This window comes from Sulfurimonas sp., assembly GCF_028694605.1.
GTDB lineage: Bacteria > Campylobacterota > Campylobacteria > Campylobacterales > Sulfurimonadaceae > Sulfurimonas.
In genome coordinates, this window is record NZ_JAQVKP010000004.1 from 23,858 (window position 1) to 46,208 (window position 22,351).

The 22,351-nt window shown below is 39.5% G+C and carries 23 protein-coding genes; 14 read left to right on the forward strand and 9 right to left on the reverse strand.

Annotated elements, in window-relative coordinates:
- Window positions 1-11: 11 nt before the first annotated feature.
- Complete coding sequence (locus tag PHY84_RS03345) at window positions 12-536, forward strand: hypothetical protein (RefSeq protein ID WP_299857726.1); 525 nt, start codon at window positions 12-14, stop codon at window positions 534-536.
- Window positions 537-634: 98 nt separating this feature from the next.
- Here PHY84_RS03345 and PHY84_RS03350 read toward each other — a convergent pair whose 3' ends face one another.
- Window positions 635-1,090 carry a hypothetical protein gene (locus PHY84_RS03350; protein ID WP_299857728.1) on the reverse strand — a complete coding sequence of 152 codons (456 nt, stop codon included), beginning with the start codon at window positions 1,088-1,090 and terminating at the stop codon, window positions 635-637.
- Window positions 1,091-1,263: 173 nt separating this feature from the next.
- On the opposite strand from PHY84_RS03350, the gene PHY84_RS03355 reads away from it, so the two are divergent.
- From PHY84_RS03355 to PHY84_RS03385, 7 genes are all read left to right on the forward strand, one after another.
- On the forward strand, window positions 1,264-2,376 hold the full coding sequence (locus tag PHY84_RS03355) for a methyl-accepting chemotaxis protein (protein ID WP_299857730.1): 1,113 nt from the start codon (window positions 1,264-1,266) through the stop codon (window positions 2,374-2,376).
- 82 nt (window positions 2,377-2,458) lie between these two features.
- Window positions 2,459-3,637: an AAA family ATPase gene (locus tag PHY84_RS03360; protein ID WP_299857732.1), complete on the forward strand. Its 1,179-nt coding sequence runs from the start codon at window positions 2,459-2,461 to the stop codon at window positions 3,635-3,637.
- Between the two features lie 178 nt (window positions 3,638-3,815).
- Entirely contained in the window at window positions 3,816-4,955 is a 1,140-nt protein-coding gene (locus PHY84_RS03365; protein WP_299857734.1) for a succinyldiaminopimelate transaminase, read from the forward strand.
- Window positions 4,948-5,454, forward strand: a complete 507-nt coding sequence (locus PHY84_RS03370; RefSeq protein ID WP_299857736.1) for a hypothetical protein — start codon at window positions 4,948-4,950, stop codon at window positions 5,452-5,454. The genes PHY84_RS03365 and PHY84_RS03370 overlap by 8 nt, the downstream gene beginning before the upstream one ends.
- Window positions 5,455-5,458: 4 nt before the next feature.
- A complete protein-coding gene (gene murC, locus PHY84_RS03375) occupies window positions 5,459-6,772 on the forward strand; it encodes a UDP-N-acetylmuramate--L-alanine ligase (RefSeq protein ID WP_299857738.1) in 1,314 nt (437 codons plus the stop codon).
- Complete coding sequence (locus tag PHY84_RS03380; RefSeq protein ID WP_299857740.1) at window positions 6,772-7,101, forward strand: hypothetical protein; 330 nt, start codon at window positions 6,772-6,774, stop codon at window positions 7,099-7,101. Before murC ends, PHY84_RS03380 begins: the two co-directional genes overlap by 1 nt.
- Window positions 7,092-9,314 (forward strand): endonuclease MutS2, encoded by a 2,223-nt coding sequence (locus tag PHY84_RS03385; protein WP_299857743.1) that lies wholly within the window; start codon window positions 7,092-7,094, stop codon window positions 9,312-9,314. The genes PHY84_RS03380 and PHY84_RS03385 overlap by 10 nt, the downstream gene beginning before the upstream one ends.
- Window positions 9,315-9,353: 39 nt before the next feature.
- Here the strand turns inward: PHY84_RS03385 and PHY84_RS03390 are convergent, their stop codons facing one another.
- Both PHY84_RS03390 and PHY84_RS03395 read right to left on the reverse strand, forming a co-directional pair.
- Complete coding sequence (locus PHY84_RS03390; protein ID WP_299857745.1) at window positions 9,354-9,509, reverse strand: hypothetical protein; 156 nt, start codon at window positions 9,507-9,509, stop codon at window positions 9,354-9,356.
- Window positions 9,490-9,882 (reverse strand): hypothetical protein, encoded by a 393-nt coding sequence (locus tag PHY84_RS03395; RefSeq protein WP_299857747.1) that lies wholly within the window; start codon window positions 9,880-9,882, stop codon window positions 9,490-9,492. The genes PHY84_RS03390 and PHY84_RS03395 overlap by 20 nt, the downstream gene beginning before the upstream one ends.
- A 98-nt stretch (window positions 9,883-9,980) precedes the next feature.
- Here PHY84_RS03395 and PHY84_RS03400 point away from each other — a divergent pair, with 98 nt between their 5' ends.
- Together PHY84_RS03400 and PHY84_RS03405 are read left to right on the forward strand one after the other, a co-directional pair.
- A complete protein-coding gene (locus tag PHY84_RS03400; RefSeq protein WP_299857749.1) occupies window positions 9,981-10,235 on the forward strand; it encodes a helix-turn-helix transcriptional regulator in 255 nt (84 codons plus the stop codon).
- A 26-nt stretch (window positions 10,236-10,261) separates the two neighbouring features.
- Window positions 10,262-11,464 (forward strand): NAD(P)/FAD-dependent oxidoreductase, encoded by a 1,203-nt coding sequence (locus PHY84_RS03405; protein ID WP_299857751.1) that lies wholly within the window; start codon window positions 10,262-10,264, stop codon window positions 11,462-11,464.
- A gap of 167 nt (window positions 11,465-11,631) precedes the next feature.
- Here PHY84_RS03405 and PHY84_RS03410 read toward each other — a convergent pair whose 3' ends face one another.
- Both PHY84_RS03410 and PHY84_RS03415 read right to left on the reverse strand, forming a co-directional pair.
- Window positions 11,632-11,979 (reverse strand): MmcQ/YjbR family DNA-binding protein, encoded by a 348-nt coding sequence (locus tag PHY84_RS03410; protein ID WP_299857753.1) that lies wholly within the window; start codon window positions 11,977-11,979, stop codon window positions 11,632-11,634.
- Between the two features lie 63 nt (window positions 11,980-12,042).
- Window positions 12,043-13,380 carry a deoxyguanosinetriphosphate triphosphohydrolase gene (locus PHY84_RS03415; protein ID WP_299857756.1) on the reverse strand — a complete coding sequence of 446 codons (1,338 nt, stop codon included), beginning with the start codon at window positions 13,378-13,380 and terminating at the stop codon, window positions 12,043-12,045.
- Between the two features lie 117 nt (window positions 13,381-13,497).
- Here PHY84_RS03415 and PHY84_RS03420 point away from each other — a divergent pair, with 117 nt between their 5' ends.
- The 3 genes from PHY84_RS03420 to PHY84_RS03430 are packed head-to-tail and all read left to right on the forward strand — an operon-like array spanning window position 13,498 to window position 15,775.
- On the forward strand, window positions 13,498-14,052 hold the full coding sequence (locus PHY84_RS03420; protein ID WP_299857758.1) for a LemA family protein: 555 nt from the start codon (window positions 13,498-13,500) through the stop codon (window positions 14,050-14,052).
- 8 nt (window positions 14,053-14,060) lie between these two features.
- Window positions 14,061-15,002: a DUF3137 domain-containing protein gene (locus tag PHY84_RS03425; protein ID WP_299857760.1), complete on the forward strand. Its 942-nt coding sequence runs from the start codon at window positions 14,061-14,063 to the stop codon at window positions 15,000-15,002.
- Window positions 14,999-15,775 carry an EI24 domain-containing protein gene (locus tag PHY84_RS03430; protein ID WP_299857762.1) on the forward strand — a complete coding sequence of 259 codons (777 nt, stop codon included), beginning with the start codon at window positions 14,999-15,001 and terminating at the stop codon, window positions 15,773-15,775. The genes PHY84_RS03425 and PHY84_RS03430 overlap by 4 nt, the downstream gene beginning before the upstream one ends.
- 5 nt (window positions 15,776-15,780) lie before the next feature.
- Here the strand turns inward: PHY84_RS03430 and PHY84_RS03435 are convergent, their stop codons facing one another.
- Genes PHY84_RS03435 through PHY84_RS03450 form a run of 4 tightly spaced genes read right to left on the reverse strand, consistent with a single transcriptional unit; the run spans window position 15,781 to window position 19,277 of the window.
- Window positions 15,781-16,200, reverse strand: coding sequence for a hypothetical protein (locus PHY84_RS03435; protein WP_299857764.1), 420 nt, complete (start codon window positions 16,198-16,200; stop codon window positions 15,781-15,783).
- A 9-nt stretch (window positions 16,201-16,209) separates the two neighbouring features.
- Complete coding sequence (locus tag PHY84_RS03440) at window positions 16,210-18,291, reverse strand: ATP-dependent helicase (RefSeq protein ID WP_299857766.1); 2,082 nt, start codon at window positions 18,289-18,291, stop codon at window positions 16,210-16,212.
- A 45-nt stretch (window positions 18,292-18,336) separates the two neighbouring features.
- A complete protein-coding gene (locus PHY84_RS03445) occupies window positions 18,337-18,834 on the reverse strand; it encodes a ferritin family protein (RefSeq protein ID WP_299857768.1) in 498 nt (165 codons plus the stop codon).
- 11 nt (window positions 18,835-18,845) lie between these two features.
- Window positions 18,846-19,277, reverse strand: coding sequence for a host attachment protein (locus PHY84_RS03450; RefSeq protein ID WP_299857770.1), 432 nt, complete (start codon window positions 19,275-19,277; stop codon window positions 18,846-18,848).
- 446 nt (window positions 19,278-19,723) lie between these two features.
- Between PHY84_RS03450 and PHY84_RS03455 the strand changes: the two genes are divergently transcribed.
- Window positions 19,724-22,351 carry a valine--tRNA ligase gene (locus PHY84_RS03455; RefSeq protein WP_299857772.1) on the forward strand — a complete coding sequence of 876 codons (2,628 nt, stop codon included), beginning with the start codon at window positions 19,724-19,726 and terminating at the stop codon, window positions 22,349-22,351.

Here is a 22,351-nt window from a genome sequence, read left to right on the forward strand (position 1 = left end):
GGAGCTAGAATATGAAATTTTTACTACTTCTTTATTTAATTGTTTTTAATCTTTTGGGTGCAGAAATTGTAGATACGAAATTAAAGACAAAAGCCGAACTTGAAGCGATTGAGCGTCATGCAATTGTATTTGGTACCGGAGATGCGACAAAAGTTTATGTTTTTGTAGATCCGCTGTGCAGATACTCCCGTGCTCTTATGAAAAAAATTTATGAAAATAAGATGCTTCAACTTTCAAACACTTACTATATCTTTTTATATAGACTGCCCCGCATTGAATCCGAAAAGACAATGCACTATATTTTAGAGTCATCAAACCCAAAAGAAGCGCTTATAGAAGTAATGATTGATGAAGAGATAATAGACACAGATAGCGTCAAAGCAAAACCAAGTACACTCAAAGCACTCAAAGAGATAGCCAAAGTCGGTGCAACGCTTGACATGACACAACGCCCATACATGATTTCCTTTGATAAAGAATCAAAATATTGCAGAGTATCGGAAGGGTCGGCATCTTGTCTTGAAGAGTTTGAGTAGTCATTAACCTCAGCGCAAAAAGACTAGCTATGTTACCTATTTTTTAACTTGGGTTCCAAATAGTTAAAATGCACTAAAGAGTGCAATAAACTATCTTTTTAACCAAATTTATATGACAACTCTTTATACTCTTTTAGTAATGTTTCAAGTTTATCTAAAAATATTTCAGGAGCATAAATCAAAAGATCTTGAATTTTATAGAATCTATCTATAGGTATCTGTTTATTGGATTTTTCATTGCATATTTTTGTTTTTAATATATCTTTTTCTTCGCTTGATAAAGTTTCTAAAATATATTTCAAGAATTTTTTTCTAGCTCTTTGAGTGTCATCAAAAAGCAATTGTTCAGGTATATCTAACACCTCTGCCACATATGGAATAAGTTCTATTTTCATCCCTATTCTGCCATTCAGATAGGCATATATGCTATTTCGAGACGGTATTTCATTTGTATTTTTCAATTTTGGTTCTAATGCTATCAATCTTTGCGCAAACTCTTTTTTTGATATTTTTTTATCTTTTAAGAAAAAATTTATTTTTTCATAAACTTCCATTTTATAAAAATCCTGCTTTTTTACAGATGTTATAAAAATAAAAAATACAAAGGATACAAAAATAAATATATTTATATTACTATAAGTATTTTTTTGTATTATATGAAATATATTAATATATAATTAATTATTTTTGTGATAATGTTATCACAAAAAAACAATAAGGGGAAGCAATGTTCTTTGGTAAAGATAATAAATCGTTAGAGATTATAGAAAAAAAAGAGAGCGAGATTAGGGAGGTAAACTGTTATTTGGATGAGGCAAAAAAAAGAATTACTTCACTTGAGAGCGAATTATCAAGCTTAAAAAAAGAGAAAAAGCTAAATGAACTTATTGTCAACCTTGCCTCACACCTAACAGATACTTGTTATGTAGATTTAGTAAATTTGCAAAATGAACTAAATGCCAATTTATCATCACTTGACGATGTAAGCCAAAAGAGCGAAGTAAACAGTTCCGATGTACATAAGGCTCTTGGCGGCATGCAGTATCTTATGGGGACGATGGGTTCGCTTTTAGAACATATCAACAATACTTACGAACAGGTAAGTACGCTAAACACCAATGTCGAAAATATTTCACAGGTTATAAATCTTATAAAAGATATTTCGGATCAAACAAATCTTTTAGCTCTAAATGCTGCCATAGAAGCTGCCCGTGCAGGCGAACATGGAAGAGGATTTGCAGTTGTTGCGGATGAAGTCAGAAAACTTGCAGAAAGAACCCAAAGAGCTACAAGCGAAGTAGAAATTACCGTTCAGAGCCTCAAGCAAAATACACAAGAGATACATGAACATTCAAGATCTATGGAAGATTTATCCTCAAACTCAAATGAACAGATTGACGAATTACAAAACAAAATGAACAACTTGCTCAATTCTACAAATATCATTGCATTTGAGAACCAAAATGTAACAAATGCCATCTTTATGATTCTCGTAAAATTAGATCATCTGCTATTTAAATCAAACGGCTATAAAAGCGTTATAATGCAAGAAGTTTCAGGAAGCTTTGCTTCTCATTCTGAATGTCGTTTAGGAAAATGGTATGAAAGCGGCATCGGCAAGGAGAAATTTAGTAAAACGCAAAGCTACTCCCGCTTAGAGTCTCCTCATAAAGAAGTGCATGATAATATCAAAAAAGCCGTAGAGTGTGTTACGAACCAAACTTGTGTAGCTAATGCCCAAGATATTATAAACTATTTTATCAATGCACAAAATGCCAGCCACAAAGTAGTAGATACCCTTAACAAAATGTTACAAGAAGAGAGAAGTACTAGGTCATAAAGATGTCAAACACAACTTTTATCTTTTCAAACAATTATAAAAATTATGCTATACTTTTTTCAATTAATTGAAAAGAGTAATCATGCAAAAACTTCTTGAATTATCAAATCTCTACTTCTCTCTGCCGACTCCTAAGTTTAAAAGATATTTATTTAAGGAGATTGATTTTCAATCAAAACTCATTGGCATTCTCGGTCAGAGGGGTGTCGGTAAAACTACGCTTATCAAACAACTAGCCGATAGTTATGATTTACCTATCTCAAAAATGCTCTATATCAGCGCCGATAACATCGTAAATACTCTAAGTGAGATAGCCATCAAATTTAGCTCTTTTGGCGGCGAGTTGCTTATCATAGATGAAATCCACAAGGCAGAAAATTTTGCACTTGAACTTAAAACTATCTATGATTTTGTAAATATCAAAGTGATTTTTTCAGGCTCTTCGGCTCTTGAGATAGAAAATTCCAAAGTTGATTTAAGCAGAAGAGCACTTTTTTATGAGCTTGGAAGTCTATCTTTTCGCGAGTTTATAGCCATAAAATATGAGCTGGAATTAGAAGCCATCTCTTTAGAAAACATCTTGAACAATCATCAAGAGATAGCTCAAATGATAAAAAAAGAGTTCAAACCACTCGAATATTTTAACAACTATAAACTCTTTGGGGCGTATCCTTTTTTTACAGAGGGAGAAAAGAGTTACAACCTCAGACTCAATGAGATTATAAATATCATCCTAGATAGCGAGGTTGCAACTATTTACAATGTCGATAGCGACAAAATAAATACCATACGAAAACTTCTACATCTGCTTTGTGCTTGCGTCCCAATGGAATTAAACATACAAAATCTTGCAAAAGAGAGCGGTATCAGCAGAAACACACTCTATTCATATCTCTACTACCTTCAAAAAGCGAATCTCATAGAGATTATCGGTGGAGATTTTAAAAACAAAAAGCTACTCAACAAACCGGATAAAATCTATCTTGAAAACATTAATCTTTACAATATTTTATGCGATAACCAAAATTCAGGAAGCCTAAGAGAGAGTTTTTTTGTATCTCAACTTAAACAAAAGTACAGTGTCAAATGTGCTCATCTTGGAGATTTCAAGGTAGATAACAGATATATTTTTGAAGTAGGCGGAAAAAATAAAGATTTTAAACAAATCAAAGATGTATCGGACTCTTTTGTCGTTGCAGATGATATTGAGATAGGATTTGGAAACAAAATACCACTCTGGCTTTTTGGATTTGTTTACTAATTAGACTTCATAACCTAAAAATTAGATTCCAAATCAAGTTTGAATGACGAGAATTGTGAGTTTTCGTCACCCTGAACTTGATTCAGGGTCTAGTTTTGCAAAGAAGTCTATTGCTGTTTTGCGGGAAATAAATTAGATTTTAGATATAATTTCGCCTATTTTAAAAGGCACGAACACTATGAATTTTGAACCATATCCATTTGAAAAACTTACTGCTTTACTTCAAGATATTACTCCAAATAGCGCGTATGAGCCGTCTGCTTTGACTATCGGCGAGCCGCAGTTTGAGACACCTCACTTTATACAAAAAGCTCTTTGCAACAGCGCTTCGCAACTCAGACGCTACCCTAAAACAGTTGGTGAAGATGAGCTAAGAACTGCACAAAGAGAGTTTGTCGCAAAAAGATTTGGCGTATCGCTGCATGAAAACCAAATCATTCCTACTTTTGGAACAAGAGAGGTTCTTTTTAACTTTCCGCAATATTTTCTTTTTAACAAAAAAGAGCCGACCATAGCTTTTACAAATCCTTTTTACCAGATTTATGAAGGTGCAGCCATCGCCTCAAGAGCAAAAACTCACTATCTCAACCTTACGCCGCAAAACGGTTTTAAACCAGAGATAGATGAAGCCATGCTATCAAAATGCCATCTTGTAATTTTAAACTTTCCAAACAATCCTACTGCATCAACGCTAACACTTGAGGAGCTTGGAGAGTGGGTAAAACTAGCTCTCAAACATGACTTTCTTCTCTTAAATGACGAGTGCTACAGCGAAATTTATACCGACAAACCTATCCCCTCACTTCTTGAAGCCTCGGTACATGTCGGCAACGCTTCATTTAAAAATGTACTTGTTATCAACTCCATCTCAAAACGTTCATCGGCTCCGGGGCTTCGTTCCGGCTTTATCGCAGGAGATGCGGAGATTTTAGAAGGGTACATGAACTACAGAACTTATGTCGGATGTGCTTCTCCGCTACCTCTGCAAAGTGCGGCGGCTGTGGCTTGGCGTGATGAAGAGCATGTAGAAACGGCACGTGAGATTTATGTGAAAAACTTTGAGATAGCACGTGAGATTTTAGGTATAGAAATCCCTGAAGCCACATTTTACATCTGGCTAAAAGTCCCATCGGCTCTGGAGTTTACAAAGAAACTCTACCGTGAGTACAATGTCAAAGTTTTACCGGGCGAGTTTTTGGCAAGAGAGGATGCAAATGGCACCAATCCGGGAGAAGAGTACGTTCGTATCGCCCTTGTAGAAGATACGCAAAAAGTAGAGAGTGCATTGAAAAGAATCAAGGAGTGTTTATATGTCTAATGTAGAAAAACTTAAAGAGGATGTTTTTAAGGCTGTGCAAGAGGGCGATTTGGCATCGCTTTATATGCTTGAGGAGCGGGCATACAGCACATTTGAAGAAGATATGCTTCAAGATTTTTACGCAAATATACTCGACATGGCACTGGAGAGACTTACCGATACGCTTGAGGCACATAGAGTTATGGACATAAACGAGGTACAGGATTTTGCAACACTAAGAGCCTTGTATGAGTATGCCATGGAAAACTACAGCGCCGCAAAAGTAGAGGATGCCAGCGCACTTTTTGAGGTTCTTGGCGGTCTTAGCAACGACAAAGAATTCTCAAAAGCACTTAAAATTCACTGGCTTGCCGCTGCAAAAAAGATTTCACTTGATGACTTTTTAGACAACATCGCCGATGTTGAGGCAACACAAGAAGCAGGAACTTTTTATATAAGTTCTTTTAATGAAAAAGAGGCACGAAAATTGCTTGAAAATGCCCAAAGCAGTGGAGAGTAAGCGTATGAAAATTCATTTTATCGGGATTGGCGGCATCGGCATTTCAGGTTTGGCACAGTACATGCGTTACAAAGGACATGAAATCAGCGGTTCAGATATCGCCGATACACTTATCACGCAAAAATTACGTAAGCTTGGCATCTCCATTACCATCCCTCATGATGCTTCCGCCATAAACGAGCAAGATTTGGTAGTACACTCCGCCATCATCCGTCCTGACAATCCCGAAGTTATGGCAGCAAAAGCAAAGGGCATTGAAGTTCTTGCACGCCGTGAAGCACTGCCTCAAATACTCGGCGATTTGAAAGTTTACGCCGTTGCCGGAGCGCATGGAAAAAGCACGACAACTGCGATACTTACAGCCATAATGGATGGCTCTGCCATCATCGGTGCAGAATCAAAAGCGTTTGGTTCCAATGTACGCTATGACGATACAAACGATGTGATGATATTTGAAGCAGATGAGAGTGACGGAAGTTTTCTCAACTCCAACCCGCACTGCGCTATCGTGGTCAATGCAGAGCCGGAGCATATGGAGTACTATGATTACAACTTTGAACTCTTTTACGAATCTTACAAAACTTTTATAAAATCTGCTCCATGCCGTGTCTTAAATGCCGAAGACCCATTTTTGAGCAAACTTGTAAACGAGATAGAAGCCCATTGGCTCTACCCAAGCCGTGACATTGCAAATATAGAGTATATTCTTATCAACGATGAGCCGCATACACGTTTTACGCTCAAAGATTTTGGGAGTTTTGATGTTTGGGGCTTTGGCAAGCATATCGCACTTGATGCTTCACTTGCTATTTTAGCGGCAAGAGAGTCTATGGATATAGAGACTATCAGAGAAAAGATACTTACATTTAAAGGTATCAAAAAACGATTTGATATCGTCGGAGTTGAAGATGACAGCGTTATCATTGATGATTACGGTCATCATCCAACAGAAATAAAAGCAACCTTTGAATCAGTCAAAGAGTATGCACAGCTTAAAGGTTTTGACAAAATTACAGCTATCTGGCAACCACACAAATACTCTCGCACCATAGACAATCTTGAGGAGTTTATCAACTGCTTTGAGGGTGCGCAGGAGCTTATTATCCTTCCTGTTTGGTCGGCAGGTGAAGCAAAGAGAGAAATTGACTTTGCCCAAAAATTTAAACGCTATAACCTCACTATGGCAGACAACATCAAAAGAGCAGACAACACCATTAGCGTCATAAAAGACAAAGAGGAGCTAAAAACGCTTGATAAAGGGCTTATCATCGGTTTTGGTGCGGGGGATTTAACTTACCAAATCAGAGGGATAGCGTAGTGGCATACCTCGCCGGAATTGTTATCGTCGGACTTTTTTTCCTAGTTTTGCACTACTTTACGGAACTTACTCGCAAACAAAAAGCCGTTGTGACCGGCGTAGCACTCTTTTTTGTGCTTTTTGCTTTAGCGTTTAACACCTATGCTGATACACAAAGAGACAAGATGCTAGAGGTTGTTGCAAGATTTAACCAAAACAGCACGGTAAAATGTGGTGCACTTGATGTAAACAACACAAATTTCACACTTAGTATCGGTACATATACCTTTATAGGTAAAGAAAAAACACCGTTTTACGGTCAAATGATTAGTGTCTCCAAATGCGAGTAGAGGCAACTTCCAAGATTGATACGCTTATCAATCAACTCGATTTAAACGAGCATATAAACGCATTTAAGCAATTTTTCTCCCGTGAACACTCCCTTTACATTGAGGGTGACCAAGAGCTTCATTTTCGCTACATTCAAGCACTTGATGCCATAGAGTTTAACGCTCCTCCAAAAGTAGCAGACTTTACAAACGCAAAGCTTCATCTCCAAAAACAAGGCGTACTACAGTTTGAGCAGATTTTTGAGTTTATCAAAGTTGTGCGCTATTTTCGTTATTTTAAGAACAAAAACCTTAGCGGCATTATCGGCGAGTGGATGGAAAAGTTCATCATTGAACCAAAGTTTTTTGAAGTTGAGAAGTATTTTACACATGACGGCAAATTTGAAGAGAATCTTGATGAGATGCTGTTTGGTTTGGGCGAGAGGATAAAAGAGCATAAAGCTAACATCAGCAGTTCGCTCAAAAGACTTACTTCAAGTCCAAAAATCTCACCATATCTCATCGACACGCAAGTCCATCTCATAAACGATGAAGAGTCTCTTTTGGTGCGTGGCGGGTTTAACCATGTCCTAAAAGGTGCTATTGTGGGCAGAAGCAGCAGCGGCGGATTTTATGTCTCACCGGATGTTATCCTCAAAACAAAAGAGCAGATTCGCTACATAACTCAAGAACGTGAAGCGATTTTTTATACTTATGCAAAAGAGTTTTCCTCCAAGCTTGCTGCCCTTTTGCCATTTCTTAACTTTATAGACAAAGAGTTTACTAAATTTGACAACTATCAAGCAAGAGTTCTGTTTGCTAAAAGTAAAAATCTGCAACTCATCAAATCAAAAAAAGACTCAAAAATCATTCTAGAGGGCTTTATCCACCCTGCTCTTCATCACGCAAAGCCTATCAATGTCGATTTTTCCAAAAATATTTTGATGATAACAGGTGTAAATGCCGGCGGAAAAACTATGCTTTTAAAGTCGATTTTAAGTGCGGCTTTTATGGCAAAATACATCATCCCCATGAAGCTAAACGAACACAAATCTCATATAGGGAGTTTTAAAAACATACTAGCCATCATCGACGACCCCCAAAATGTTAAAAATGATATCTCTACTTTTGCAGGGCGTATGCAAGAGTTTTCAAGGATTTTTGAGTATAGAGATGCGCTTGTCGGAGTTGATGAGATAGAGCTTGGAACAGACAGCGACGAAGCTGCCGCACTTTTTAAAGTGATGCTTGATGCGCTTATCGTGCGTGGACAAAAGATAGTCGTCACAACGCACCACAAACGACTTGCCGCACTTATGGCAGACCGTGATGATGTCGAACTTATGGCGGCGATTTACGACGAGCAAAACAGAGTTCCGACTTATGAATTTATGCACGGCATCATCGGGAAAAGCTATGCTTTTGAGACTGCAAGCAGGTACGGCATCGCAAACAACATCGTAAATGAAGCAAAAAAACTTTACGGTGATAACAGCGAAAAGTTAAATATTCTCATTGAGAGAGGCTCACAGCTAGAGAGAGAGTTGAAGCAAAAACACAAACTTGTCGATGAAAAACTTGAGAGCATAAAAGCCAAAGAGTTAGAGTTAAAAGAGCAAAAACAGATGGTTTACGAAGAGCTGGAGCGTGAGAAGAAAGCTCTTAAGCAGAGCTATGAAAGCGCCATCAACGAGGCAAAACAGGCCGCTCGTGCAGGCGATATGCAAGCTATCCATAGAGCAATGAATGAAGCAAACAAAAAACTACCGCAAGCCAAAAAAGAACCGCAAATCGCACAAATCACCGAGTTTAACGTAGGCGATAGCGTGAAGTACCACAGCAAAAAAGGCGTAATTGTCGCCATGAAAGATAAAAAAGAGGCAATTGTCGAAGTTGACGGTATGCGCGTTAGAGTAAAAACTTCACAACTCAAACACACACACATACCACATCAAAAACCAAAAACCGATGTAAATCTCAATGTCCAAAAAAGAGCGGGACTCAAATGCGACCTACACGGCATGAGAGCCGAAGAGGCAACAGAGGTTTTGGATAAATTTATCTCAGACGCACTCATCAACGGCTGGGATGAAGTCATAGTCTATCACGGCATAGGAACAGGAAAACTCTCTTACGCCGTTAAAGAGTTTCTAAAAGCTCATCCAAAAGTAAAAAGCTTTAGCGATGCACCTATAAATATGGGCGGATTTGGCGCAAAAATAGTGTCATTGTAAAAACTCCCGCAATGGGGAGTTACAGGAGAGAAAGAGAAATTAAAATTTGTAGTTTACGCCGACAAACCAGTTAGAAATCGGGTCAATTTCCAGCTTCACATCAACACCGCTCACTGTTATCGTATCTTGCATGTTTGACTTCATATAGCGATATCCTGCTTCAACTGAAAAATTGTCATTGATTGCGCTGCACACCAAAAACAGCTCCTGAGATATCTAATTCCGGCAACTCATCATCATCTGCTGAGCCGTATCCGACAAAAGCGCCGACAAATGGCTTAAAATCATCATTTCCGATTAGATAATCATACCCGATTCCAATATGGTAAGAATCTCCTCCATCAACATTTACATTTTGATAGCATATTGACGCACGGTTGTTTTTATCAAAATAATATCCGACTTTCAAAGTTTGAGAACCGCCATCATCACTCTCTTCTGCGCTAACACCGCTAGCTGAAGCTTTCATATCGAATTTCGTATTTCCGACATCTACTCCAACATAAATACCGCTATCCGCCGCCATCAATCCGCTAGCCAACAATGCAGCTAAAGCAATTTTTTTCATTTTAACCTCTTTTTTTAATTTTCAAACTAACTATGGTTAGTTGATAAGAAATTTTATTATTAATAAACTTACATCAATATTAACTATAGGTAGTTTTTTTGCAAGACATAACAGAAAGTGATATTGACACACTACATCGTAAAATCGGTGCAAATGTTATGCGTATCAGAAAAGAAAAAGGCATCACACAGCTTGAACTTGCGCTTTCTATAGGTTTAAAATCGGTCGGACTTATATCTGTAGCAGAAATTTACCACAACAAAAAACACTTCAATATCGAACATCTTTATAAAATCGCTTGTGTACTGGATGTTGAAATAGTTGAGTTTTTTAAAGAGATTCATACAAAATAACTACTTCATTATGTTAAAATCCCTTGATGAATAAAACAAAAACAGTAGCAATTATCGGCGGTGGTGCGTCAGGGCTTTTATGTGCTATCTTTTGCGCTAAAGGCGGTGTAGAGGTAGATGTTTTTGAGCAAAACTCAAAATGCGCAAAAAAGATACTAGCATCAGGAAACGGGCGTTGCAACATCACAAACAAAAATGTATCTTCAAGCGACTACTTCTCGCAAAATCCCTCTTTTGTGGAGTTTGCACTCAGAGAGTTTGGGTATGAAGAGTTTAAAAAGTTTTCTCAAAGTATAGGGCTTTTGCTTGATGAAAAAGAGGATGGACGAGTATATCCGCTTAGCAATGAGGCAAAAAGTGTTGCATCTACTCTTATAAATTATGCAAAGAGCCTTGGGGTAAATTTTTACACGGATACAAAAATAACAGATATAAAAGCTCTTTTTAAAAAATATGACAGTGTAGTCGTAGCAACAGGTTCTTGTGCCGCTTCTCATTTAGGCGGCAGTGATGATGGGCTTAGATTTGCAAAAGAGTTTGGGCATAACATCATACCTATATACCCATCGTTAGTACAACTTCATCTCGCTTCTCTAGCACCAAAGAAAATGAGCGGTGTAAGAGTAGATGCCGTAGTAACACTCTACATAGACGGCAAAAAAGAGCAAAGCATAAGCGGAGATGTTTTGTTTAGCGACTATGGAGTATCGGGCTTTGCAGTACTGGATATTTCTCAAAGTGCAAGTTTGGCTCTTTTAGAGAAAAGAAAAGTGGAAATATCCCTAAATTTACTTAGCGGTTTTGATATGCAAAAGCTCTCATCACATATACAAAAGATAGCTTCAAACATAAAAAATTTTACAATTCTTGATATTTTAAACTCCATTGTACCCTCAAAAGTAGCACAGACTCTTTTGGATGAATTAAAAATACCATTAAGCATAACATCAGACGAGATAACCGTAAAAATAGCCAAAAATATAGCAAATACTCTTTTAAACTGGCGTTTTGAAGTAAACGACACGCACGGTTTTCGTCACGCAGAAGTTGCAGGCGGCGGAGTAGATACAACTGAGATAAACCCAAAAACAATGGAATCTTTAAAGCAAAAAAACCTCTATTTTTGCGGTGAAGTTTTAGATGTCGTAGGTCGCCGCGGCGGCTACAACTTTGCTTTTGCTTGGGCAAGCGGATATTTGGCGGCTAGGGATATAGCAAAATCTTCATAAACTCAGAAACATATGACACTTTTTAGATGGAGACTAAAGAGTTGTCAACAACGGAGTTAAAATAGGGAGTTTTTTCGTAAACAATTACGAAAAGTAGCCTTAAGCAACTAGGGTTTAGTTTACTCCTTTTATTGATTTTTTGATTTTATCCATAGAAAATCCTTTCATTATCTGAGCAACTCTTTTTGTTTTTTGGTAAGTTTATTGTAAATGAGCTCATAAGAGTGGTCTATAAGTTCTTTTAAAAGTGCATCATCCGCATCGCCGCCGAGTGTTACGGTGTTCCAGTGTTTCTTGTTCATGTGGTATCCACCTTTTACCGACTCATACAAAGAGCGAAGTTCTATGGCGTAAACGGGGTCACATTTTAGGTTGATGGATAGCGGTTTTTCGTCTGCCGTAAGGGCAAACATTTTCTCAGCTATGCGATAAACCCGCACAGTTTTATCAAACGGATAATCAAAAGTCGCACCTTTTTTTGAGAGCAGATAAGCGTCTAATTCTTTAAAGTTCATCTCTTTTTCCTTTCAAACCAAATTTTAACTAGCTAAAAACACTTTTACAAAAACACCAAACCCTCAAATCCCCATCCCGTTTAGCTGATTGGCAACATACTTCGCATGATTGTCCGTCATGCCGACTATGTAGTCAACCACTCTTTGGTACATATTGTATAAGCTTTGCGTTTTTTGAGGTCTGTTCTCGCCCATCAGCTCTAGTGCTCTTTTGTTTCTAAAAGAGAGTTTTGTCTCATCGCCTTTTTTATATAGCTCGTAGGTGGCGTGCATTAGGTTTTCTAGCAGAGTTTCTATGATGTTGTAAGCACCGAGTTCTAGCTCTATCTTTCTTTTTTCGTTAAATATTTTTGCGCTTCCAAGCTTTTTTGCTTCTTTGATGGCGGTTTGAAACTCCCTTTTTGTAAAAAGTTCAATCAAATCTTTTGGCTGTTCATCGCTTACTACGGCATCAAAATTTTCTTCAAAAACTTCCATCGTATGAACGGCTAAGAGATGTATAGAGATGGCGACTAGTTTTGAGACTTTTTTCGTATCCTCGATGCACTCGTTATCGTATATTTTTGCAACTTCCTCTTTGCCGCAGATAAGGGTAAAGATATTTTTTACATCCTCTAAAGTTATGATTTTTAGCTCTAGTGCATCTTGCAAATCCAACAGTCCGTAGCAGATGTCGTCTGAGGCTTCCATAAGGTATGAGAGAGGATGTCTTTTAAAAGTACCATCCGTTTTTAACAACCCAAGCTCATCAAACAAAAGTTTAAAAAAATCCGCCTCACTCTGAAAATAGTTAAATTTTGATTTGCCGATATTTTTGCAGTTGCTTGATGAGTGCGGATACTTTACCAAAGCACCAAGTGTTGCAAAAGTAAGATTCATTCCGCCGCCAAAGAGGTTGTTTTCTATTTGAGTGACGACTCTAAAACTTTGTGCATTTCCGTCAAGATGGATAAAATCCTCTATCTCGTCTTGCGACAACTCTTTTAAAAAATCTTCATTTCTATTTGTCTCAAACCACTCTTTTATAACCTCTTCTCCTGCATGTCCAAAAGGCGGATTTCCGATATCATGTGCCAAACAAGCGGTCTGGATGATGTATGCGACATCGTAAGGATTTATCTCTAAATACGGGTATTTTTTACTCAAAAACTCCCCGACTCTAAGCCCCAGACTTCTGCCCACACTCGCAACTTCAAGGCTATGCGTGAGTCTGTTGTGAACATGGTCGTTTTTTGAGAGCGGATGTACCTGTGTCTTTTTTGAGAGCCTTCTAAATGAGTTGGAGAAAATTATCCTGTCATAATCTTTATGAAAACTGCTTCTGTAATATTGTTGATTCTCATCCTCTTTTATCTCATTATCGGAGTAGTATCTTTTTTTTGAAAGTAACATTTGCCACATTTTATCTCCATTTATAGGGATTCCATGCTGTTATCATACAGAAACAAAACTTCAAAAATAAAAATCTCAACACTTTTTGGATAAACTACTACATTGACCCGCAAAAAGGAGATTTTTATGTCAACTTCGCTCATTATCTTAGTCGTTTTGGCTCTTATACTCGTCTTGATGTACAACTCGCTTGTTTCAAAGAAAAATCAGGTTGAAAATATCTTTGCAAGTGTTGATACGGTTCTTAAAAAACGCTACGACCTCATCCCAAATCTTGTTGCGAGTGTAAGCAAATATATGGAGCATGAGAAGTCGCTTTTGCAAGAGGTTACAAAACTTCGCTCTGAAGCTACAAAGCCAAATATCAGCGATGGAGAGAAAATAGCTCTCGATGCAAAAATCAGTTCTGCCCTTGGCTCCATCATGGTGGCGGTTGAAGCCTACCCTGAACTTAAAGCAAATGAAAATGTGATGCACCTGCAACACACGCTGCATGAGGTAGAAGAGCAGATATCGGCGGCTCGACGTGCTTACAACCAATCGGTTACAGACTACAACAACGCTATTGAGATGATACCGACAAGTTTTATGGCGTCACTTATGCGCTATGGAAGAAAGCAGGTGTTTGAAATTGATGTGAGCGAGAGACAAAATGTTAACGTAAAAGAGCTTTTTAGCTAGGCATAGCGATGAAAAGTGTAAGCGAACTGACAGACTTTTACTACAAAAACCTCTATCCCACACTTGAAAAACTGGAAAAAGACAGAAAAAACCTCAGCCATCGCATCGTTATGGTTGGGATTTTTCTCACGCTTATTGCGGGCGTTGCAGCATACTCACTCAAAGGTTTTTATGAATTTGTTCTTTTTGCTTATATTGCGCTGGGTGGTATAGCTTATAAATTTTTAGTGCATGATTATACTCATGAGTTTAAGATGAGCGTTATCAAACCGCTTATTCACTCTATAGATTCAAGTTTGCTCTACTCTTCCACAACGCATGTCTCAGAGTATCTTTTTGAATACTCTCACCTATTTTCCTCACCGGACAAACTAAGCGGAAATGACTATGTCAAAGGTCAAATTGACGGTATCAACATCCAGTTTTCAGACCTTCATGCCCAAAAGAAGCATCAAAACTCTAAAGGCAAAGATACCTGGACTACCATCTTTCAAGGGCTTTTTATCGTTGCGGATTTTAACAAACACTTTAACGGAGAGACAATCGTTCTGCCCGACACCGCACAAAGCACTTTTGGAGAGCTTATAGGGCAATGGCTTCAGTCAAACAATGCCGCAAGGGATGAGCTTGTCAAGATGGATGACCCGTCGTTTGAGAAGGAGTTTGTCGTTTACTCCGACAACCAGATAGAAGCCAGATACATCCTCTCGCACGCACTAATGAAAAAACTGCTCGATTTTAAGCACAAATCGGCTCATCCAGTATATATCTCTTTTATAGGAACGCATATCTATATGGCGATTAGCTATGACAAAGACCTCTTTGAACCGTCTGTTTTTCGCTCACTCTTAGAGTATAAAGTGGCGATGGAGTATGTAAAAACACTTCATTTAGCCATAGGTGTCGTTGAAGAACTCAAACTAAACCAAAAACTTTGGAGCAAAAGATGAACGAAAAAGAGATGTTTTTACAGAGCATCAAAGATTTTCTCACTCCCAAAATGCTTAGGTTCTCTGTCATGCCATTTCTCATCACGCTTGTGGTGATGTATGTACTATTTTTTACTTTAGCGGGGATGGGCGTGGAGCAGCTGGGAACTATGCAAATAGAGAGTTCGCAGACAACCATCCAAAATGGTGTACCGCACACCGAGAGCCTGAGTGCGCAGCTTGAGGATTCTTCCATCATCAAGTTTCTTATGAGCTACACCCTCACCTCATGGTTGGCAACCTTTCTTATCTACACCGTGGGTGGGTTTTTGACCATCTACCTCTCTGTTTTTATCGCAGTTATCGTAATCGGATTTTTAACCCCTTTTGTCTTGAAAGAGTTGCAGGCAAGACACTATAAAGATGTCACAATGACAGGACATTCCAACCCTATAATGGCTCTTTTTTTAGCACTTAAATGGATAGCGGTGATGCTTTTGCTCTTTTTGCTCTTTATCCCCCTCTACTTCATCCCGCTTCTTAACATCGTAGCCATCAACATACCGCTCTACTATTTTTTTCATAAAATGCTCACTTTTGATATCGCCTCAAACATCTGCACCAAAGAGGAGAGCAGACAAATCGGCTACTTTAGCGGCAACAAAATAATGGTAAAAACAGCAGCGCTTTACCTGCTCTCGCTTGTTCCTTTTGTTATCTTCTTTACAGCTATCTTTTTTGTGATTTACTTGGGGCATACCTATTTTTCAGAGGTAAAAAAAATAAGGGCATAAGAATTTTAGGGCTTTGATATCTCCAAATCATCCATCATTACATTGATAAGTTTTGCGAAAAGTGCCTCTTTTTGCTCTCCTTTGTAGTCCATGTAAGCGGTATAGATTTTTTCTTGTTCATAAAAAAGTTCGATTGAGACAAGCCCGTCAAAACTGTAGTCCGACGATGTTTTTGAGAGTGGATTTGTACAGGCTTTTTTGTAGTTTCTGTGTTCGGCTCTTAGGCGATAAGGAGATTTTGCAACCAAAAAACCCATTTTTTGCATGATAGTTTGCACACTCTCTTTTGAAAATGTATCATTGGCAACAATCTCTATGGAAGAGAAGTTTGCGCCGATTTTGTTTTTGTTATGGATGTTTGTGTAGATTTTACCATCACACCCGATAAAAAAAAGCACAAAAGCGAGCAAAAAACCTTTTTTCATATAAAAATCTCACTCATCCTCATCCGCTCCATCTTTCAAAACCATCGCTCTGTAGCTCTCATCTTTTGGGACAAGCCCTGCCTCATAGAGAAACTGTGAGGGCAAAAAGTTCATCTTTTTGATTTTGTCAAATTTGGCATAGCTTAGATAGAGTATATCTTTGGCACGGGTAACGGCTACATAAAAAAGTCTTCTCTCCTCATCCAGTGAGCCGCCGCGCTGCATCAGTTTTCGGTTTGGAAAGCGTCCGTCCATCAAATCAACGATGTAAACCTCTTTGTACTCCAAACCTTTTGAAGCGTGGACACTTAGCAGGTTTACTCCCTCGCCTTGCGTCAAGTCTGATGAGCCTAAAATCATAGCGTTTAAAAAGCGTTCATGCTCATTGTAAGGCACGGAGAGTTCTTCGAGCAAAATCATCTTTCGCTTTATCCGCACCAGCGACTCGGCTTTTTGCCTCTCGTCAACCGTTCCGTCTTTAAGCAACGCTCTTTTGCTTGAGAGCTGTTCTGCTATGTATGTGTAGATGGCGGAATCTGCGATTTTTTTGACGATGGTACGAGGCTGTTTTACGCCTTTTAAGTCACGAAAGAGAAGATAAAAATCGTGCAAAAATGTCGCACTCTCTTTGGTAAGTTTTGGGTGTTTTAAAATCGGATTTTTCATAAACTTCTCTTCAAAGTTGCATTTTGCAAACTTTGCCACACTTCCAAGCTCCAAAAAATCATCAAAAAGCCCTAGCTGATGGTTTAGTTTTCTCTTCTCAAAAGGATTGGTTATGGAGACATCCGGAGCGTAAAGCCCATAAAAGATACTTCCATGCCCAAGGCGTTTAAGTGCGATATAAATCTCTTTTGCCATTGCACTACCTACCCCTTTTGCAAACTCAAAGAGATGGATAAACGCCATCATGTCCGATTCGTTAACAAGCAGCGTGTAAAAATCAAGCACTGCTTTTACTTCACGCGCATCAAAAAAACTTGTTCCGCCCTTTCTTCGACAGTTGATGCCAAGTTCACGCAATGCTACTTCTATACCATCGGCAGAGGAGTTGTTACGAAAGATAACGGCTATCTCATCACGCACGGTGAGTGTTTTACTTATCTTGTGGGCGATGTCGTGGTACTGGTCAAAAAGTTCATCATACGCCAGAAGTTTTGGAGGCTCTGCGTGCTGCACTCGTGTAACTTCAAGTTTTTTAGGGTAAATCCTCTCATTGTACTCTATGACTTTAGAAGCAAGTGAGAGTATGGGAACAGTGGAGCGGTAGTTTTTTGTCAAGGTGTGAACAGTGGCATTTGGATATTTTTTTGAAAAGGAGCCGATGATAGAGATATCAGCGCCGTTAAATGCGTAAATACTCTGGTCATAATCCCCAACACAAAAGAGCGATGGAGGGTTCATAGCATCTATGAGCGTGCCTTGAAGCGCATTGGTGTCTTGATACTCATCCACAAGCACCTCTTTGTATCCAAGCTCTTTTGTGGCGCATAGTCTGCGAAAGTTGAGCAGCAAATCGTTGAAATTGACAAAACCGTACTCTTTTTTAAGCTCCTCAAACTCATCTACGATATCGGCGTAAATCATGGCAAAAAGCTCATGTTCGGGAAACTTTGACTTGACCCACTCTTCAAAATAGGCATTTAACTCCGTATTTTGATATAAAGAGTACATATCGTAAAGATAGTTTCCGCCATAAGGAGAAATCTCCGCTCCCAAATGCCCAAAAGAACGCTTTTCATAGACACTTCTAAAAAGGGTTTTCAACTCTCTTTGCTGCTTTAAGACAACTTTTTTATCATCTTTTTTAAGCCATCTGTAGCTCACCGCATGAAAGGTTCCCGCATCTATTTTTGAAGCTATCTCTTTTCCAAAGTACTCCGCTACCCTCTGCACCATCTCAGCTGCGGCTTTGTTGGTAAAGGTAAGAAGCAAAATCTCACTAGGTTTGACACCGCTGCCAAGCAGGTAGGCTATGCGCCCTACAATAGTCGAAGTTTTGCCTGTTCCTGCCGAAGCAATGATGAGATTTTGAGCGGATTTGGATGTAGCAGCAAGATACTGCTCCTGATTTAAGCGGGAAAGCGGCAAAAAAACTCCTCTAAAAAAAGAGGGCAATTATACCGCTTTAAAACTTTAGATTTGAACAAATCCAGACGGTTTTACACCACACACGGGGCAGTTTTGTGTCGGTTCTCCTATCTCTATGTAACCGCACAGAGGACAGAGATAGATACCTACTTCATCTATATCTTTTCCTTCTCTTACGGCTTCAAGCGCTTTTTTATAAAGCTCGGCGTGAACCTTTTCAGCTTCCATCGCCCATCCAAACATCTTCTTTGCTTTATGTCCCTCGGCAACAGCTTGTTCATACATCGGCGGGTACATATCTTCATACTCGTAAGTCTCTCCGCCAATCGCCGCTTCAAGGTTTTCTAGCGTTGAGCCTATCTTATCCATTGCTTTTAAATGTCCCTCAGCGTGAATCTTCTCAGCTTCTGCCGTTGTGCGGAAAAGCTTTGCGATGTTTGCAAACCCGTCTTTTTCCGCCTGCTTTGCAAACGCACTATACTTTTGGTACGCTCCGCTCTCTCCGCTAAATGCTACCTCTAAGTTCTCTTTTGTATTTGGCATGCTTACTCCTACTATTTTTCAAAATGCTCTAAGAGCTTGTTGGTTGGAATTTTTGTCAAATCGGCATGAAGATTTATCTTCATATCTTTCTTAATATTCTCAGCAATTAACTCTACGATTTGATTGTTAATAGCCTTTGGTGCGGCAAAGTACCATACGTCATAACTATTTTTTTGCAGAGCCTCGGCAAGTTGCTCTCCTATCTCTTTGATTCTTCTGCGTTCCCATTCAAGGACAAGGTTATGATCCTCACCCGCACCGCTGCCGCCGGCACTCATAAAGTGACCCTGCTGATCAGAGACCTTCTCGCTTAATCTTTTATGCGTCTCAAGGCTGTCTATATCCTCAAGAAGCTCCAACGACTCTCTGCCGAGCGAATCTTTTTTTACTTCAAACAATTTAAAATGCTGCAAATCAGCAATTACAATAAGCTTTTTTAACATGAGAACTCCAATCTATTCATTGAATTTAAGGGCACCTCTAAAAATTCTAACCACCTTCAGCGATAAAGCCAAGTTCACAATCAAGGCGGCTCTTTGCAGCCCTAGCTAAGGCTAAGGCAAAAAGAGGCAACGCAGAGTGTGGGCTTGGCTCTATCGCCCTGCGGGAGGGTTTAAAAAAGCGATATGCCGCAAAACTTTTTATCGCCTTAGCGTTGGCTAAGGCTCAAAAAAGATTTTGCATCATCTCATCTTTTTTAAATCCCTCTGAAGGTGGTTAGAATTTTTAGAGGTGCCATTAAGAAATATAACAACTTCATTCTATCAAGAAATTATAAAAATATTCTTTAAAAATCGACAAAAAATCAAGCGTGCAGTATAAGTACATCCTCACAACATTTACGCTATAATCGCGAACTTTTAAACCAGAAAATTAAGGTAACTTAAATATGTCAAACAGCTACGAACCGCAACTTACGGAAGATAAATTTTATAAAATTTGGGAAGAGCGAGGCTACTTTGAAGTGGACGCAAACAGTTCTATTCAAGAAGAGGGAAAAAACTTCTCCATCATGATGCCTCCGCCAAACGTTACGGGACGTCTTCACATAGGTCACGCACTCACATTTACGCTTCAAGATATCATTACCCGCTACAAAAGAATGGACGGTTACAAAACTCTATGGCAGCCCGGGACTGACCATGCAGGGATTGCGACACAAAATGTCGTTGAAAAACAGCTTCTTGCAGAGGGAACGACCAAAGAGGCAATCGGCAGAGAGGCGTTTTTAAAGAGAGCGTGGGCGTGGAAAGAGGAGTCGGCAGGAATCATGACTTCACAGCTTCGCAAAATGGGAGTAAGTCCTGCTTGGAAGCGTGAGCGTTTTACGATGGACGACGGACTTCAAAAGTCAGTTAAAGAGGCATTTGTGCATCTCTACAACCAAGGGCTAATCGTTCGTGGAAACTACATGGTAAACTGGTGTACGCATGACGGTGCGCTTAGCGACATAGAAGTTGAGCATGAAGACCACGACGGCAAGTTTTATCACATCCGCTACCCGTTTGCAGATGGAAGCGGCTTTGTAGAAGTTGCAACGACAAGACCTGAGACATACTTTGGCGATACTGCCGTTATGGTTCATCCAGAAGATGCACGCTACAAGCACCTCTTGGGTAAAAAAGTAAGACTTCCGCTAACAGACAGAGAAGTCGCCATCATCGCCGATGAACATGTTGATATGACCTTTGGAACGGGTGTGGTAAAAGTCACTCCCGCACACGACCAAAACGACTACGAAGTGGGCAAAAGACATGATTTGGAGTTCATCACGGTATTTGACGAAAAAGGTATTTTAAACGACTATGCAGGCGAATTTAAAGGACTGGAGAGACTTGAAGCAAGAGAGATAATCGTAAAAAAATTATCTGATGAAGGCTTTATCGTAAAGGTAGAAGACCATAAACATCAAGTCGGACACTGCTACAGATGTAAAAATGTAGTCGAACCTTACATCTCAAAGCAGTGGTTTGTAAGAAGCGAAGTGGCTAAAAAATCGATAGAAAAAACAAACAACGGCGAAGCAAAATTTTTCCCTCCTCACTGGATAAACTCATACAACTCTTGGATGGGCGATTTGCGTGACTGGTGTATCTCTCGCCAACTTTGGTGGGGACATCAGATACCTGTATTTTACTGCGGCGATTGTGACCATGAGTGGGCAAGTCTAAAAGATAGTGAGCATGAGTGTCCAAAGTGTGCTTCAAAAAACATAGCGCAAGACCCTGATGTTCTTGACACTTGGTTTAGCTCCGCCCTCTGGCCTTTTTCTACGCTTGGGTGGGGAAATGGCGATGTTGACATGGACAAACTCTTCACCTCGCAGGATATGAAAGATTTTTATCCAAATTCGCTTCTTATCACAGGCTTTGACATCCTCTTTTTCTGGGTTGCCAGAATGATGATGATGGGAGAGAGTTTTATAGGTGAGTTGCCGTTTAACCACATCTACCTTCACGCACTCGTTCGTGATGAGCATGGGCAAAAGATGTCCAAATCAAGAGGCAATGTTATCGACCCTCTTGATATGGTTGAGAAATACAGTGCCGACATACTCCGCTTCACTCTTGCCATCTCCGCGGCACAGGGGCGTGACATCCGTATGAGTACGGACAAATTGGAGCAAAACCGCAACTTTACAAACAAGCTCTACAATGCGGCAAAATTTTTGCAGATGAATGTTGCAACATTTCCTGATTTGAGAGGTTTTTGTGTTGAGAGCGACCTTGGGCGCTATATGCTCTCTCGCCTCAACATGGCTACACTTGAAGTTCGTTCATGTATGGATGAGTACAGATTTAACGATGCGGCAACCGTGCTTTATCGCTTTTTATGGAACGAGTTCTGTGACTGGGGAATCGAGCTTAGCAAAGCGGACAAAGGCGCGATTGTAGAGCTTGGAGCAATTTTTAAAGAGGCTATGAAGCTTCTTCATCCGTTTATGCCTTTCATCACCGAGTATCTCTACCATGAACTCTCAGGCACGAGCTTGGAAGACGGCGAATCAATCATGCTTATGAAGTATCCATTTAAAACAAAAAAGCGAGAAAAAGATGAGGCAAAATTTGAGCTTATCATGGACGCTATCGTCTCTATCCGCCGTGCAAAAGTTTTAGTCGATTTGGCAAACCAAAAGATAGAAAAAGCTTATGTCAAGATGGAGGGCATCTCAAGCAAAGAGCAAGAGTCGATGATACCGTTTATCTCAAGACTGGCAAAGGTAGAAGTTGTAGAGTTCACAGATGTAAAAATAGAAAATGCCATAAGCGACATCTCCCAAAAGTGCGAAACTTTTATCCCGACACAAAGCATCGACCTCACGCCTATCATCAGTCGTCTTACAAAACAGGATGAAAAACTCCAAAAAGAGATAGACAAAATCGGCGGCATGCTAAACAACGAACGCTTTGTTGCAAATGCGCCAGAGGATGTCTTGGCAAAAAACCGTGAGCTATTGGCGGATGCGCAGGATAAGCAGACAAAAGTAAGGGAGCAGTTACACTCACTGCAAAACTAA